A 16,926-nucleotide genomic window follows, 5' to 3' on the forward strand; every position below is an offset into this window, starting at 1 on the left:
TAAGTAAATTCGCATTTGGTAGTTGAAACTACCTTGATGCAAAATTAATGGAATTCTGGCTAAATCACAAAAAAAACGATTTCATATTGCTATGAAACCGTCTGTCTCTCAAACCTCTCAAGGTCTCTATTGCTTTCTCCTTAAATGTTATCTGTTCTGAAACAATCTTTTATTCTACCTTTGAAAACTAATCTATTGCCTATTTTAAATAACTCTTCTAATCTTTTGTCCTGAAACTCTTTACCTTATATAATACCTTGAAATCAATCTTGTTTACCTAAACCAAATACCTATGTCTGATCTAATACCTTTGTCGTTATCCTAATCTTTTACCTCTCTTAGACGATGCAAAGATATATAGTATCCGATTACCGGCAATAATCTTTTATGAGAAATCTTCTTTTTCAGCCCAATTCTTGATATACATCAACAAGTTGTGTGCGGGCACAAAGACAGGCTTCCCTAAGAAAACAGGAGCATAAACCTAATAGTTTATGCTCCTGTTCTTTATACCTTATATTATATATCCTATTATTTCTTTATGAAATCAGTTTTGATTTAGATACTGTATATTATGGGCTTTAGCCTTAGTTTCTTTTGAGGTTCGCCCTGCATGATAGCTTCCGGCAAGGGTTACATCAAACACTAAGGTCGAGTAGGCAGGGATCTTATTATTGTTTTTGGCCCCATAACCTAATTGATAAGGTATGTAAATCATCCATCTGTCGCCTGCACGCATATATTGTAAAGCGGTTGTAAAGCCTGAAACTACACCGCTTACAGCAAACTTCTTGGGCGTGTTTGTGTTTGGATTAAACTCTTCTGTTATCCAGGTTTGGTCGAATATCATCCCTTTTGGATAGCTTGTAGAGGGTATAAGTCGGCCTTGATAATGTATATAGGCAGTATCTGTATATAATGGCAACTGAGTTCCTGTTCCTTTTTTCAATACTTTCACAACGATGAAATCCTCTGGATTGTTGTGTGTTTCCGGCAATGACCAATTGCGTATGACCTTTACATTTGGGTTGGTTTTAGCATCAGAAACAGCCTCTTTATAAATCTTGTTGAAGTATTCTTCATTGCGAGCTTTCCAGTCTGGATATTCATCCGGAGTGTTATTATCTTCGTTGCATGACGACAGTCCTACGGCTGTCATCATGAGCATGAGGATATATAATATGTCTTTTTTCATTCTTCTATATTGAGTTTTTTCAGTAAGTTGGTGATGCTTACGCGGTCTTCCATAATGCCACGCAGCGCATTGATATCAACACGTTCCTGTTTCATTGTGTCGCGATAACGCAGTGTAACCTTGTGATCTTTAGGCGTATCGTGGTCAACAGTAACGCAGAATGGAGTACCAACTGCATCCTGACGACGGTAACGTTTACCGATAGAGTCTTTCGGATCGCCATAGTGTGTGTTGAAATGGAACTTCAAATCATCGACAATCTGTTGTGCCAATTCAGGTAACCCGTCTTTCTTGTCCAATGGGAATACGGCACATTTCACTGGTGCCAAAGCCTCAGGAAGCCTCAAGACGATGCGTGTTTCTCCGTTTTCGAGCTTTTCTTCGGTGTAGCTGTGGCACAGAACAGAAAGGAACATGCGGTCAACGCCGATGGAAGTCTCTACATCATACGGCGTATAGCTTTCGTTCTTTTCCGGGTCGAAGTATTTAATTGAGCGGCCACTGAATTTCTCATGCTGGCTAAGATCAAAGTCGGTGCGGGAGTGTATGCCCTCAACTTCCTTGAAACCAAACGGCATGTGAAATTCTATATCGGTAGCAGCGTTGGCATAATGTGCTAATTTTTCGTGGTCATGGAAACGATAGTTTTCTTTGCCCATGCCTAATGCCTGATGCCAGGCCATACGGTGTTTCTTCCAGTATTCGAACCATTTCATCTCGGTTCCCGGCTGGCAGAAAAACTGCATTTCCATTTGTTCGAACTCTCTCATACGGAATACAAACTGGCGGGCTACTATCTCATTACGGAATGCTTTGCCTATCTGACAGATGCCGAAAGGCAGCTTCATGCGGCCTGTTTTCTGTACGTTGAGGTAGTTTACGAAGATGCCTTGTGCTGTTTCAGGACGCAGATAAATTCGGTTGGTTTGGTCACTGAGCGAGCCAACTTCGGTAGAAAACATCAGGTTGAATTGGCGAACATCAGTCCAATTCTTTGTACCACTGATGGGATCAACGATGCCTTCGTCGAGAATTATCTGTTTCAAGGCCTCCAAATCAGGGCCTTGCATGGCCTCGGTGTAACGTTCATGCAGTGCATCACGCTTTTTCTGGTACTCCAATACGCGTGGATTAGTCTCGCGGAACTTACCCTCTTCAAAACTGTCTCCAAACTTCTTGGCAGCCTTGGCAACTTCTTTTTCAATCTTTTCATCGTACTTTGCCATTTGATCCTCAATGAGGACATCAGCACGATAGCGTTTCTTTGAGTCGCGATTGTCAATCAATGGGTCGTTGAAAGCATCAACATGGCCGCTTGCTTTCCATACAGTGGGGTGCATAAAGATGCTGGCATCAATGCCAACGATATTGCTGTGGAGCAGCACCATGCTTTTCCACCAGTACTCCTTAATATTGTTTTTCAACTCAACACCGTTCTGCCCATAGTCATAAACAGCTGCGAGTCCGTCGTAAATTTCACTGCTTGGGAAGACAAAGCCATATTCCTTGCAATGGCTTACAATCTTCTTGAAAACATCTTCTTGTGCCATAATATATTTTTGTTCGAATTCTTTTGTGCAAAGATACAATAAATATCGTGAAACGGGGTGCCTTTTATTATTTTTTTATATAAAGCAACTTTTGGTTTCAGATGCTTGCTCTTGGCAGTGCATTCATGAGGAGAAAAATCACTTTTCCAGGCTTGTCGTTATGAAGATTTCATCTTTCTGTAGGAAAAGTCAGTAGATAACAGACTTTATGGAGATAAAAGTAATGCTGCATCAAATAAAATAACTATCTTTGCATTTCTGACTGTTTGTCATGCAATATGGCATGTCAAGGGAAATGCCAATATGCTCTATGGAGATCCCAGGCTGTGGATTTTCAATATCCATAACTACAGCTGATAGCGTTCTAAGCTTGAAATTACAGAAAAAATCAGGCTTTGAAAGTAAGAATTATCTGCTATATACAAATTGTTCTCCATGGGGGGGGTGGGGACTGGTCAATAATAAAATCAATGCATAAAATGAAAAAGAATTATCTTCGTAAAGTGTCGTTGCTTGCTGTGTGCAGTGTAGTTACATCTTTAGTGTGGGCAGAACCTGTGAGTGAAAACATGGCCCGAAGAATTGCATCAAAGTATCTTGCAAGCCCAGAACTGCAACAGTCCTCTGTCATTACCCGTGCAGCAGAGAGCCATGAGCAGCAACCTGCCTACTATCTCTTTACGAATGTTGGCGATGATAAATATGTCGTTGTTTCGGGAGAAAGCCGATTGAATGAGGTGGTTGGTTATGGAAAGATGAGCCCGAATGCCGACAAATCTGTTGTCAAAGAATTCAAAACTCTGCTTCAACGCTATGAAAGAGTGGTGCGGGCGATACGTGAAGGGAAAGCACAAGTGCCTCCGATAAGACTTCCTAAGATTAGAGAAGTGAAGCCACTGCTTACTTGTCATTGGGAACAGAATTATCCCTTTAACCAGTACACCCCTGCTCCCGATGGGGTAAATACGCCTACCGGATGCGTTGCCACTGCTACTGCACAGCTGATGTATTATCATAAGTGGCCTAAATCACGCCCCAATGCTTACATCTTCTCCCAAGGTACAGAGGCTCAGAAAAGTGCCGGTTATCAGTGGCAATATATGAAAGATTATGCAAAACAGATGGATAATAAAGGAGGAGATGCTGTTGGTGTGCTGATGCGAGATGTTGGGAAGGCCGTTCGTATGCATTACTATTATAAAGGAAGCGACTCTAATCTGCACTATGCTATGGATGCTTTGCGTAACGATTTCGGCTATTCGGTGCGTCATCTGTACAAGGATTATATGCTGTCGGGGGCATTTTACGATGTTATTCTCAACGAACTATCCGATGGTTATCCTGTTCTGGTCTGTGGAGGCTCACATGTTTTCGTGTTTGATGGATACGACCGACGTGGCTTTATACATACGAATTGGGGATGGGGTGGCGAATTTGACGGATACTTTGATATTAATACTATCTATCTTCCTGTTAGTGGTTTCGGATTAAACGACGGCAAGTTTTATGAGGAAATAGAAGTAGTTCTTGCGCATCCCAAAGACGGAAGCCACAAAGAGTTTGCTGTATTGAGAGGGTTGGAGACAAGAGATGTTTACCCTTTTACTGTTGCAGAGACAGAAGTGAAACGTGGTGCCGTATTGCATGCAAAGGTGAAAAAGCTTGGAACCAACAGTCCGGTCAATGGTGAACTCGGGCGTTTTACGGGCAAGGTGGCACTTGGACTTTATGATGAAAAAGGCGTAAGGGTGAAGCTTTTCAATACTTTTCAAACAGAAATCAATCTCAGCAGCATCTTTTCCACTACCACTGCAGACTTTGATAATCTCGACTTTGCTGGTCTTCCGAATGGAACCTATACGCTCAAACCCCTTTCCAACGAACTCACAGAACGGCCTTCTACCTATTCGGGTTGGCAGTCGATAGTTTATGCAAACACACAAAAGGTGGAATTAACGGATGATAAAATCGTCGTGAAAGAGCCTGCCCCTCGTATTCATCTTTCATTAGAAAGACAGCCAGACCTGCTTGCCCCTCTCTATCAAGGTAGTGGAAGGCAGGGTGTGTTTAGTTTGGTCGTTAAAAATGAAGGCTGGGAAGAGGTGCGCGGAAAGATAATTGTGCGCTTTGAGGGAATAGAAAACGGCATTAAATATACTGCTCCTATTATGCAAGAGGTACTTGCTCAACGACTTGAAACAACAGCTTTGCGTGCTCCGGTACTAACGTCTTACAATACGAATGGTGTCAGTAATGCCCTTCTCGCAGGTCGCTATCGGGTTAGTTTCTTTATTTCTGTGGATAAAGGTGGCAATCAGTCAGAAGAGATACCTATTGCAACCACAGCTCCGATAGAAGTGAATGTGCTGCCCAACACTGCCCCGTTTTATCTCAGTATCAATGGGATAGAGTTTCTTTCTGACGGAAAATCCACTCCTTTGCAAGTGTTTAATCCTGAAGAAACGAAGATGTTAGGACTAATGGTGACAGCCAATTTGAGAGGCAGTAAAAACTATTACGGCTCGTTGTTTTATCGTGTACAGGACATGACTGACGGCACCTCTGTCGATGTAGGCTCGGTAGCCAACGTGTCTTTCAATGCTTTTGCCTACATTCCACCCAAGACTACGCTTGCTCAATTCCCGCTCAATCGCTTGAAACGTGGGCATACTTACGAGGTACATGTAGAGATAAAGGAGGACGATCAGCGGGTAGATGTGTGGAATAATGAAACTCCCCGTGTGCAGTTTGCGGTTTCCAATCCTGGGAGTACGGGTGTCTCTACGATAGAAAATGCCCCTTCCATTCCTGTGATTTATAATCTCCAAGGCACTCGCATCGTTATACCTGCAGACCGTTTGCCTAAGGGAGTCTATATCATTGACGGGAAAAAAGTGATGAGGTGAGGCCTTGTTTTCAGTCTTGACAACCGAATTTGTGTTATTGATAAAAACATCTGTAGAGGCAAAGTCTGTTGTATGTGCTGGCAATATATGCTCGGCAAGAAAATGAAAAATATAGAAATAAAAACGTTTCGCTAAGAAATATACATGAAAAGAGGCAGTCGAAAAGACTGCCTCTTTCTTTTATTGTTTGGTATAAACAATTTCATTAATCTTCAGTTTGTTGCCTTCAACCTTTCCAATTGCTGTTTCAAGCTTCTTTGTTTTCCTGTCCGTGTATGTGAATCTAACGATAGGTGGGTCCCAGATATAGTTACCTCGATCGATTTGTGTATTCCCTTTCTTGGATATAGTGACGTAGAAGTCCTTTTCACCGAAGGTTAACGTTCTAAGTCCATCGCCGTCATCAGGACTCACCCATATGGTACTTTGCAAGGAAGTCAGGTCGTCATCGTCAGATGAACAACTCACAAATGAAAACATGATACCCGCCAAGGCAAGCATAAGGAATAAATACTTCTTCATAACTCTTATTTTTTTATTTTATTTCACAAAGGTAGATAATATTTTTAATGCGTGCAACTTTTTCTGTTTTCTTTCTCTTTGAATTCATAAAATGTATGAAGTTTTTCGGTCTGAAATCAATAAGAAGAGTACAACTCCATTTCTGTCAATTAACTTTACAAATACTTTCGCATAGCTGCGTTATTCAGAATGAATGTCTTCCTCATTCTGAATACGCGCTGTTTTCTGACAGTTTGTAATGCGTTGTCTGTCAGAAGGTTGTGAGGTTTGTTCTGAAATATGAAGAATTTTCATGTCAAAAAACGGTGTGATTACTATTGAATTACCTTACAATTAGAGTTGTTTCACCGTGTGTTATGATGCAAATGGCAGCGTGTTTTGCGTCAAGTTACGACCTATGATTAATGAGATTGCAACTCCGTAAGCTTGAAATTGAAAGACGACCTCTGTTTTTTCGCTTTTTGTTTGGTGTGGCTCTAAAGGACACATTTAACAATTCAATTGCAACATGAAAAAGTGAGTTTTGGGCATAAGATACAGGAAAAACGCCACTATTTTTTGGACATCTATCAGATTTGTGGTATATTTGTAGGCAATAACCATCTAATAGGAAACAACAAAGCTCTATGAAACTACACCTCAGAATGAGTTTTATCTTATGCTGTTCACTACTCATTGCCGTGTCGGGCATGGGTAAGAACCGCATCAAAGTGGCTTGCGTAGGCAATAGTGTCACCTTCGGTTATGGGCTTTCCAACCGCGAGCAAACGTGCTATCCGGCCGTTTTGCAACGCATGTTAGGGGCGAACTATGAAGTAAGGAACTTCGGTCATTCTGGCACAACACTGTTAACGCAAGGGCATCGTCCCTATATTCAGCAAACAGAGTATAAGGAAGCATTGGCCTTTAAGCCCGACTGGGTGGTGATTCACTTAGGACTTAACGACACCGATCCGCGCAACTGGCCCAATTACAACAGTGCATTTGATGCCGATTATCAACAACTCATCAACAGTTTTCGCAAGGTAAACCCCAATGTCAAGCTATGGATTTGCCTCATGACTCCTATATTTCACACGCATCCGCGCTTCGAAAGTGGCACCCGCGACTGGCATGCTGCCATTCAAAAGCATATCCGCCGCATTGCCAAAGCCAATCAAGTAGGACTTATCGACCTGCACACACCACTCTATTCACGTCCCGATTTGTTTGCAGATGCCCTGCATCCCAATGCAGAAGGTGCTGAAATCATGGCTCAAACCATTTATTCAGCAACCACAGGTGACTATGGCGGGCTGAAGATGTCACCGCTTTATGCCGATGAAATGGTGATGCAACGCCAGCAACCTATTGTGTTTCGTGGCACAGCCAATGCCAAAGAGCGCGTAGAAGTGAATTTCAATGGCCAGCGATTATCAGCTGTTACCCATGCAAACGGGCAATGGAACGTAAGTTTCCCGGCCATGGATGCAGGCGGACCTTACGAGGCTCGCATCACAACAAAGCGTGGAAGGCTCACCATTCACCATATATATATAGGTGAAGTATGGCTTTGTTCGGGACAATCCAACATGGAATATCCCGTGAAAGCTACCACAACAGCTGCTGAGGACGAGCAATTGGCTGCTCATCTGCCACTACTCCACCTCTATAACATGCCTACCCGCTTTCCAACAAATGCCGAGAAGTGGCCGAAAGCAGTGCTCGACTCGGTAAATAAACTTGCTTTATTGGGCGGACAGACATGGCAACGAGCGAGCAAGGAAACAGTGAGTAGGTTCTCATCTGTGGCCTATCACTTTGGAAAAGCATTAGCCGACAGTCTTAAAGTACCTGTTGGTATCATCTGTAATGCCGTGGGTGGCACAACAACCGAGTCATGGATTGACCGACATACACTTGAATGGCAGTTCCCTTCCATACTCCACGATTGGTATCATGGTGACTTTGGACAGCCCTGGGCACGCAAACGAGCACTTGAGAACATTGCCAACGCTGAAAACATAGCCTTGCAACGCCATCCTTATACACCTTGTTACATGTTTGAAGCAGGCATTCTGCCACTGAAAGATTACGCTATCCGCGGTGTAGCTTGGTATCAGGGAGAATCGAATGCACACAATATCGAACTGCATGCCCGCCTATTCCACCTCTTGGAAAAAAGCTGGCGACACTTCTTCCACCAACCCAAGATGCCTTTCCTCATCGTGCAATTGTCGAGTCTCAATCGTCCTTCGTGGCCCGAATTCCGCAATTCACAACGCCTGTTGGCTGCACAACAGGCCCAAACTTGGCTGACCGTGACGAGCGATGTGGGCGATTCCTTGGACGTACACTACCGAAACAAGCAACCCGTTGGCAAGCGCTTGGCACTTCAAGCCCTGCACCATGTGTATGAACATGCCATTGTTTCAGAGGGTCCTTCGTGCATCAAAGCACGCGCAGTGGGCGAACTTGTTTATCTTTATTTTGAGAATGCACAGAGATTGCAAACCAAGGAGGGCCCACTTACAGGTTTTGAAGTGGCAGGAGAAGACGGAGTCTATCATGCAGCAAAAGCCGAAATAGACGGTGATAGCGTTATCGTGAGCAGTAAAGAAGTACCTCATCCCCAAACTGTTCGCTATGGTTGGCACCCCTTCTCACGTGCCAATTTAGTCAATGAAGCTCTACTTCCTTGCAGTACATTTAAGAAAAAGATACCCAAATGAAGCTAATTCGTATTGTTTTAATAATTTATATCGCAATGATTGATTTCATAAATGGAACAGACTTGCATGCACAAAGCTTTCAGTTAGTGCGTGTTGAGCGCATAATGGGCTTCCCATCTGATGAGCCTGGAATAGGAAAAGGCGTATCAGCTTGCTTTGCTGGCGTCGTCGGTGACATGCTCATCATGGCCGGAGGATGTAATTTCCCCGACAAACCGGCAGCCGAAGGCGGACCCAAACGCTATTATCAAGGCATTTATGCCGCACAAATCACCTCGGAAAAGCAATTAAACTGGGAACTCATCGGACAACTTCCTGCGCCTTGTGCCTATGGCGTGAGCATCCCTTTAGACGATGGTTTACTCTGCATTGGCGGCAACGACACAAATGAAAGCTTTGCCGATGTGTTCAAGATTATATTGAAAGAGGGGAAAGCCGCAGTGAAACTCTATCCCGAATTACCTGTACCTATGGATAATTTCACAGGTGCTCGCTGTGGAAATCGTGTGATTGTAAGCAATGGTCTGCAGATTTTCGAACTCGATTTAAGCTTTCCTGAGCGCGGTTGGAAAGCCCTTCCACCACTCACAACAAAGAAATTAGGACAGCCTGTGGGCGTGTTTGTCAATGGAAAGTTCTGTCAATGGGGCGGATGTACGCCCAAAACTGATACAGAGCTCACCTCACTCTGTATTTCAGGACAAAGCTTAGAGCAGCCCTTGAAAGAACTTTTGCCACCTCAAACCGATGCCGGTGAGGATATTTATTTAGGAGGTTCTGCTGCCATTAACCTCACCGACGATGCCTTTATAGCTATAGGCGGCGTGAATAAAGATGTATTTTTAGATGCCGTGAACCACCCCAAGCCTGGTTATATGACGCATCCCGTGGAATGGTATCGCTTCAATCCCTACATTTGTGTGTATCAAAAAGGAGCGTGGAACATTGCTGGTAACGAACAAATCGCGGCACGTGCAGGGGCAACTCTTGCGCGTCATCATCAAGATATCTATATCATTGGCGGCGAGTTGAAGCCTGGTGTGCGCACACCTGATATTTACCGTCTCACTTTCAAACAATAAACAAAACCATGAAAATCATTGACAAGAAATATTATCCTTGGGTAGTTGTAGCACTTTTATGGGTAGTAGCCCTGCTGAATTACATGGACCGACAGATGCTTTCGACGATGCAGGTCTCCATGAAAGCCGATATTCATGAACTCAATCAAGCCGAAGCCTTCGGTGCTTTAATGGCTGTTTTCCTTTGGGTTTATGGCATCGTGTCGCCCTTTGCGGGTATGGTTGCCGACAAAGTAGACCGCAAATGGCTCGTTGTTGGCAGCCTCTTTGTATGGTCGGGCGTTACTTTAGCCATGGGATATGCAACAAGTTTCAACCAGTTATATTATCTCCGGGGCATCATGGGCATTAGTGAAGCCCTTTATATCCCGTCAGCTTTGTCACTCTTGGCCGATTGGCATGAAGGCAAAAGCCGTTCGTTGGCCATCGGCATCCACATGACCGGCATCTATATGGGGCAGGCCGTGGGTGGCTTTGGTGCCGTTGTTGCAGCCATGTTATCATGGAAAACCGCCTTCCATTGGTTTGGAATCATCGGCATTGTCTATGCTTTGGTGTTGGCAGTACTACTGTTTGAGAAACCTTCGCATGGCAAAACAGAGCCGGAAAGCCTACAGACAGCACCCCAAAAAGCAAGTATATTCAGTGGTTTTGGCGTGATATTGTCGAATTGGGTATTCTGGATTATCCTCTTTTTCTTTGCAGTTCCGAGTCTACCTGGCTGGGCAACGAAGAACTGGTTGCCCACTTTGTTCGCTCAGAACTTAGGAATTCCCATGGAAGAAGCAGGCCCAATCTCTACGATTACCATTGCTGCATCTTCTTTTTTAGGTGTAATTTTTGGCGGTTATCTATCGGATAAGTGGGTGAAACGCAATCTTAAAGGGCGCGTTTACACCAGTGCCATTGGCTTAGGGCTCACTATTCCCGCCTTAATTCTATTGGGATTTGGACACAACCTGCTTGCCATTGTGGGAGCAGGACTGCTCTTTGGTGTGGGTTATGGCATGTTTGATGCCAACAACATGCCCATTCTCTGCCAGTTTATCTCAACAAAACAGCGTGCAACGGCCTATGGTATCATGAATATGACGGGCGTGTTTGCAGGTGCAGCTGTGACACAAGTGCTTGGAAAATGGACTGATGGCAACCAATTAGGAACAGGTTTTGCATTCTTAGGGGCCATTGTTGCCTTGGCACTTTTTGTCCAATTGCTGTTCCTGAAGCCACAAACCGACAATATGGAATAATCGGAAAACAACGTAATTAAATAAAAATAATGATGGAAAAGATTATCGGATTAATTGATGCACCATTCACTCCATTTCATGAGAATGGTGATGTTAACCTCGAACCCATTGCGGCTTACGGGGCAATGCTAAAGAAAAACGGGCTGCAAGGCGTGTTTATCAATGGCTCATCGGGTGAGGGTTATATGCTTACTACAAGCGAAAGAAAGGCTTTAGCCGAAGAATGGGTGAAGCAAGCTCCACAAGGTTTCAAGGTGATTGTGCATGTGGGAAGTTGCTGTTTGCGTGAAAGTGTGGAATTGGCACGCCATGCAGCCGAGATCGGTGCATGGGGAATTGGAGCCATGGCGCCTCCCTTCCCACGCATTAACCGCATTGAAGAGTTGGTGAAATATTGCGAACAGATAGCCAATGCAGCACCCCAACTGCCGTTTTATTATTATCATATTCCTGCTTTCAATGGTGCATTCCTGCCTATGCTCGACCTCTTGAGAGCTGTAGATGGGCGCATTCCTAACTTCGCCGGCATCAAATACACCTACGAAAGCCTTTATGAATACAATCAATGCAGGCTTTATGACAACGGAAAATTCGATATGTTGCACGGTCAGGACGAGACTATTCTGCCCTCATTGGCACAGGGTGGTGCACAAGGTGGTATCGGCGGAACAACCAATTACAATGGACGCGAATTGGTTGCAATTATCGATGAATGGAAGAAAGGAAACATAGAAGCAGCCCGCGAGCATCAGAATTTTGCACAAGAAGTTATCAATGTCATCTGTCACTATCGTGGAAACATCGTCGGAGGCAAACGTATCATGAAACTCATGGGCTTTGATTTAGGGCCTAACCGCGTGCCTTTCCAGAATATGACTGCCGAAGAAGAGAGACGAATGAAGGCAGAACTCGAGGCCATTGACTTCTTTAAGAAATGCAATCAATTTTAATTCACAACGAAAATGAATATAGATCCCAAAACCTATTTACAGCAATGGGCCGACCGTTACAGGCAAGATCTCACCGAAAACATCATGCCTTTCTGGATGAAACATGGTGTTGACCATGTCAATGGCGGTGTTTATACGTGCGTAAATCGTGACGGTTCACTCATGGATACTACCAAGTCAGTGTGGTTTCAAGGGCGTTTCGCCTATATTTGTGCCTATGCTTATAATCATATTGAAAGGAATGACGAGTGGTTGAAAGCCGCAAAGTCTACTATAGACTTTATAGAAGCACATTGCTTTGACAAAGATCGTCACATGTTCTTCTCGGTAACAGCCGACGGGACACCGCTACGCAAGCGCCGTTATGTGTTCAGTGAGACTTTCGCTGCTATTGCTATGGCCGAATACTCCATTGCTTCGGGCGACCAACATTATGCGAAACGCGCACTCGAAGTGTTTGACGATACTTTGCATTTTCTCTCAACTCCAGGTTTTCTTGCACCGAAATTCGAGCCTAATGTGCAGTTGCAGGGTCACTCTATCGTGATGATACTCATTAATGTCTGCAGCTGTCTGCGGAATGCTATCCATGAAGAACGCCTCACAAAGCAAATTGATGAGTCGATTGATAAGCTGCAACGCTATTTCATGCACCCGGAGTTTAAGGCGCTGTTAGAATGTGTTGGGCCCAAAGGTGAATTCATTGATACGAACATGACGCGTACCATTAACCCAGGACACTGCATCGAAACCAGCTGGTTTATCATGGAAGAAGCACGTCATCGCCAATGGGATAAGCAGTTACTTGACATGGCTCTCACCATATTTGACTGGTCATGGGACTGGGGATGGGATAAGGAATATGGCGGAATCATCAACTTTCGCGACTGCAAGAACCTGCCCTCGCAGGATTATGCTCAAGACATGAAGTTCTGGTGGCCACAATGTGAGACTATCATTGCATCGCTTTATGCCTACCTTGCCACTGGAAATGAGAAATATTTAGAGCGTCATCGGCAGATCAGTGAATGGACATACGCCCACTTCCCCGATAAGGATTATCCCGAATGGTATGGCTACCTGCACCGCGACGGCACTGTGGCACAGCCGGCAAAGGGCAACCTTTACAAAGGGCCTTTCCACATTCCACGCATGATGATCAGGTCGTTTACGCTCTGTAATGACATTCTTAAAAAGCTATAGCCATTGCACAAGCGATGCTTTTCAGTGCAAAGGCAACTTCTCTTGCAGGCACATTATCTCCAATGATGTGCCTGCTGATTTTTTCTGCACATAGCAATAAATCTGCATTCTCCCATAGCTTTACCTGCGAAATTATAGAAAAAAGTTCTTTTCTGAAATAAGAAAACATTCTTTTTATTAGGAACTTTTCGCGTTTTTCCGTATGTTTGCAGATTAGAAACATAACCTGTGTGCACCTAAACCGAAAGCCATGAAAATACATATAGGCCATATCGTGCTCGTCATAGCATTGCTGACAGCCCCTAAAGTCAATGCGCAACAAGAGCAACGCTGGGAAGATTGCTATGCAGAAGTCATTGCCATAGAAGGCAAAGACGAAGAAGATATCCCCGATTATGAATTGCTCTGTCAGCTGGCTGACCACCCCATCAACATCAATACGGCTACGAAAGAAGACTTAGAACAACTTCCTTTCCTCAACAATCAGCAGATAGAAGACATCATGGAGTATCTCTATCGCTATCATTCTCTGCGGTCTGTGGGAGAACTCTACATGATTCCATCACTCGGTAACGCCTATGCCCGCCTGCTTTCCTACTTCATAACGACTGGAAAACCTAATGAAAACAACCGATTTTCCTGGCAGGACATGCTGCATTACGGCAGACATAAAGTTATTGCAACCCTCAATATTCCAACCTATCAGCGGCGGGGATTTAGCGAAGGAAAGTATCTTGGCGGGCCTCTCAAACATTGGTTGCGCTACACTTTCAATTATGCCAATCGGCTTGAGATAGGACTTGTGGGCGCACAAGATGCCGGAGAACCTTTCTTCAAAAGGCAAAACAAGACAGGATATGACTATCACAGCTTTTATCTTATGCTCCGAAATCAAGGCTCACTGAAGGCACTTGCCGTTGGAAGATACCGCTTGCGAATGGGCATGGGCCTTGTGATGAACTGCGACTATGGCTTTGGAAAACAGATGCTCCTACAAGCACTCGACCGTTCTTCTGCCACTGTCCGCCCACACTCCTCACGCTCGGAAGGCAACTATCTGCAAGGAGTTGCAGCCACTTTCAAGTTGAACAAAGCCATGGAAGCTACGGCCTTTCTCTCTTACAGAAAGGTGGATGCCACACTCCGACACGACAGTTTAGGTTCGATTTCAGCTATCATAACTAACGGTTATCATCGCACGGAAACAGAAATGGAGCATAAACACAACACATGGCAATTGGCCACAGGTGGGCATCTGCGCTATTTCAACAATGGTTTCCACGCCGGAGCAACAGCCCTCTACACTGCGTTGAGCCGTGAACTCCGTCCCCACACCACCCAACTCTACAAGCGTTGGGCTGCCACAGGCACGCGTTTCTATAATCTCGGCATTGACTATGGCTATACAGGACACCGTTTCAGCCTCAACGGAGAGGTGGCTACAGATAATCACCAAGCCTTTGCTACGATTAATAAGGTCTGCATAAACGTGGCTTCTAACCTTCAACTATCGGCTATCCAGCGCTTTTATGCCTATAAATACAACGGACTTTTTGCCCGTAGTTTTGCTGATGCAGGAGCCGTTCAGGATGAAAGCGGCCTTTATCTCGGCTTGAACTGGAACATCAATCGCGCCTTTTCGCTGTTCGCCTACGGTGACTATGCTTACTTTGCATGGCCGAAGTACGGGCAAAGTTTTGCGGGAGCACATGCCCTTGACGGCTTTCTGCAACTCAACTACCAACATAAGAAAACGCTACTCACTGCACAATACCGCACGAGATGCCGACAGCGAGACAACAAGGAAAAAGATATGCTCATCAACCTCAATGAACATCGCGGACGCATAAAGGCTGACTATGTGCTCGGGCCGTGGCAACTTCGCACGCAAGCCAACCTCACCTATGCGCTTCAAGAAACCGGAAGTCTCGGCTATATGCTTTCCCAGAGCATACTCCGACATTATAAGTGCATCATCGTTTCTGCCTCATTAGGCTATTTCCACACGCAGGATTACAGCAGCAGAGTCTACACTTACGAGCGTGGCATGCTTTATGATTTCAGCTTTCCCTGCTTCTTTGGCCACGGCATTCGTTACAGCATGACGGCCAGAAGCGACCTCGGCAGACATCTTACACTGATTGCAAAGGCTGGAACAACCGACTATTTCGACCGCAGTGTCATTGGAAGCGGACTCCAGGAGATTGCTCATTCCTCGCAAACCGATATTCAGTTGCAAGCGATTGTAAAGCTGTAAGCCACAGCTATAAGCCCATCTTTATTCCATTCGGGCAATCTTTCGCTCAGCTTCCTGCATGATTTCCACTACCCTATCGCACCACTGATCAAACTCAACATCAGCAGATTGACATTCCTGATGATGCATCACGTAGGCCAAAGTGTTGCGCACGCCTTGGTCAAAACGCACGGAAGCATGATAATCGGGAACGGCCTTACGCAACTTCGAAGTATCAAAGACCACAGAATTCGCCTTATCTCCTAACAATGCTCCTTTGAAATCATAGGCAGGCGCCATAGCCAACAAGGTGCTTGGAACGTAACAAGGACGGAAAGAAACGCCCAAAGCATCGGCTATGGTCTGATGAATTTGATTCCAGGTCAGCACTTCTTCGCTCATCACCTGATAGGTTTCGCCCACAGCATGCACGTTGCCCATCAATCCAACGAAAGCGCGTGCAAAATCAGAATTGTGGGTAAGCGTCCACAATGAAAGCCCATCTCCCGGCACAATCACAGGCTTTCCTTCGAGCATCCTCTTGATGACTTGCCAGCTGCCTTGCTTCCCATGGACAGCCACAGGCACTGACTTTTCGCCATAAGTGTGGCTCGGACGCACAATGGTTACCGGGAAACCATGCTCGCGTTGATAGCGATGCAACAGATCTTCACAGGCTGCCTTATTGCGCGAATAGGTCCAATAAGGATTGTTCAGCGATGTAGACTCGGTGACAAACGGACTCGGAAGCGGTTTACTGTAGGCCGAAGCCGAACTGATAAAGATATACTGATGCGTGCAATCTGCAAAGAGTTGGAAGTCTTTTTCAATGTGTTCGGGCGTGAAAGCAATGAAATCTACAACAACATCCCACGTCTTTCCAGCAAGTAAACCACCTGCTTCAGCACTTCGGATATCGCCTCGTATCGTCTTCACATGGCTTGGAATATCATGCTTGCTGCCACGGTTCAACAGCGTAACTTCCCACTCCTCACACTCGCTGAGCAGTCGGGTGACAGCACTACTGATAGTGCCCGTTCCTCCAATCAACAATGCCTTTCGCTTCATAACAGGGTCAGAGATTTAATTTCCATTGAATGAATATACTGCAAAAATAAGGATTATATTTCGCAATGAAGTAGATGTTCATGATTAATTACCAATATATTTAAGTCCGCTTCTCTATCAGTATGCCAATTTGAAGGAGGAATACAGCAGACAACATGACTGATAAACCAAGGCTGAATGACTGTAGGAATTTTCTGATTTTGTAAATATTATATCCTCGTTTTTAACATCTGGTAGTTTCAACTACCAAATG

The 16,926-nt window shown here is 44.8% G+C and carries 11 protein-coding genes; 7 read left to right on the forward strand and 4 right to left on the reverse strand.

The window, feature by feature from the left end:
- Nucleotides 1–547: 547 nt before the first annotated feature.
- Nucleotides 548–1,195, reverse strand: coding sequence for a BamJ family beta-barrel-assembly machinery protein (locus tag HMPREF2983_RS02645; protein WP_004377724.1), 648 nt, complete (start codon nucleotides 1,193–1,195; stop codon nucleotides 548–550).
- Nucleotides 1,192–2,745, reverse strand: a complete 1,554-nt coding sequence (locus HMPREF2983_RS02650; RefSeq protein WP_004375675.1) for a glycine--tRNA ligase — start codon at nucleotides 2,743–2,745, stop codon at nucleotides 1,192–1,194. Before HMPREF2983_RS02650 ends, HMPREF2983_RS02645 begins: the two co-directional genes overlap by 4 nt.
- A gap of 479 nt (nucleotides 2,746–3,224) precedes the next feature.
- Here HMPREF2983_RS02650 and HMPREF2983_RS02660 point away from each other — a divergent pair, with 479 nt between their 5' ends.
- Nucleotides 3,225–5,651 carry a C10 family peptidase gene (locus HMPREF2983_RS02660; RefSeq protein ID WP_070666472.1) on the forward strand — a complete coding sequence of 809 codons (2,427 nt, stop codon included), beginning with the start codon at nucleotides 3,225–3,227 and terminating at the stop codon, nucleotides 5,649–5,651.
- A gap of 180 nt (nucleotides 5,652–5,831) precedes the next feature.
- Here the strand turns inward: HMPREF2983_RS02660 and HMPREF2983_RS02665 are convergent, their stop codons facing one another.
- Nucleotides 5,832–6,173, reverse strand: a complete 342-nt coding sequence (locus HMPREF2983_RS02665) for a hypothetical protein (RefSeq protein WP_004375672.1) — start codon at nucleotides 6,171–6,173, stop codon at nucleotides 5,832–5,834.
- Between the two features lie 689 nt (nucleotides 6,174–6,862).
- On the opposite strand from HMPREF2983_RS02665, the gene HMPREF2983_RS02670 reads away from it, so the two are divergent.
- The 6 genes from HMPREF2983_RS02670 (at nucleotide 6,863) to HMPREF2983_RS02700 (ending at nucleotide 15,626) form a co-directional block, all read left to right on the forward strand.
- Nucleotides 6,863–8,884 (forward strand): GDSL-type esterase/lipase family protein, encoded by a 2,022-nt coding sequence (locus HMPREF2983_RS02670; protein ID WP_070666475.1) that lies wholly within the window; start codon nucleotides 6,863–6,865, stop codon nucleotides 8,882–8,884.
- A complete protein-coding gene (locus HMPREF2983_RS02675) occupies nucleotides 8,881–9,966 on the forward strand; it encodes a cyclically-permuted mutarotase family protein (protein ID WP_070666478.1) in 1,086 nt (361 codons plus the stop codon). The genes HMPREF2983_RS02670 and HMPREF2983_RS02675 overlap by 4 nt, the downstream gene beginning before the upstream one ends.
- Before the next feature lie 8 nt (nucleotides 9,967–9,974).
- Nucleotides 9,975–11,216, forward strand: coding sequence for an MFS transporter (locus tag HMPREF2983_RS02680; protein ID WP_004377701.1), 1,242 nt, complete (start codon nucleotides 9,975–9,977; stop codon nucleotides 11,214–11,216).
- Between the two features lie 32 nt (nucleotides 11,217–11,248).
- Nucleotides 11,249–12,166, forward strand: a complete 918-nt coding sequence (locus tag HMPREF2983_RS02685) for a dihydrodipicolinate synthase family protein (protein WP_070666494.1) — start codon at nucleotides 11,249–11,251, stop codon at nucleotides 12,164–12,166.
- A gap of 12 nt (nucleotides 12,167–12,178) precedes the next feature.
- Nucleotides 12,179–13,369, forward strand: coding sequence for an AGE family epimerase/isomerase (locus HMPREF2983_RS02690; protein ID WP_070666481.1), 1,191 nt, complete (start codon nucleotides 12,179–12,181; stop codon nucleotides 13,367–13,369).
- A 250-nt stretch (nucleotides 13,370–13,619) separates the two neighbouring features.
- Nucleotides 13,620–15,626, forward strand: a complete 2,007-nt coding sequence (locus HMPREF2983_RS02700; RefSeq protein ID WP_070666488.1) for a ComEA family DNA-binding protein — start codon at nucleotides 13,620–13,622, stop codon at nucleotides 15,624–15,626.
- A gap of 21 nt (nucleotides 15,627–15,647) precedes the next feature.
- Here HMPREF2983_RS02700 and HMPREF2983_RS02705 read toward each other — a convergent pair whose 3' ends face one another.
- On the reverse strand, nucleotides 15,648–16,673 hold the full coding sequence (locus HMPREF2983_RS02705) for an NAD-dependent epimerase/dehydratase family protein (RefSeq protein ID WP_070666491.1): 1,026 nt from the start codon (nucleotides 16,671–16,673) through the stop codon (nucleotides 15,648–15,650).
- Nucleotides 16,674–16,926: the final 253 nt, after the last annotated feature.

Origin of the sequence: Prevotella sp. HMSC077E09 (assembly GCF_001814685.1) — a bacterium.
Lineage (GTDB): Bacteria > Bacteroidota > Bacteroidia > Bacteroidales > Bacteroidaceae > Prevotella > Prevotella oris.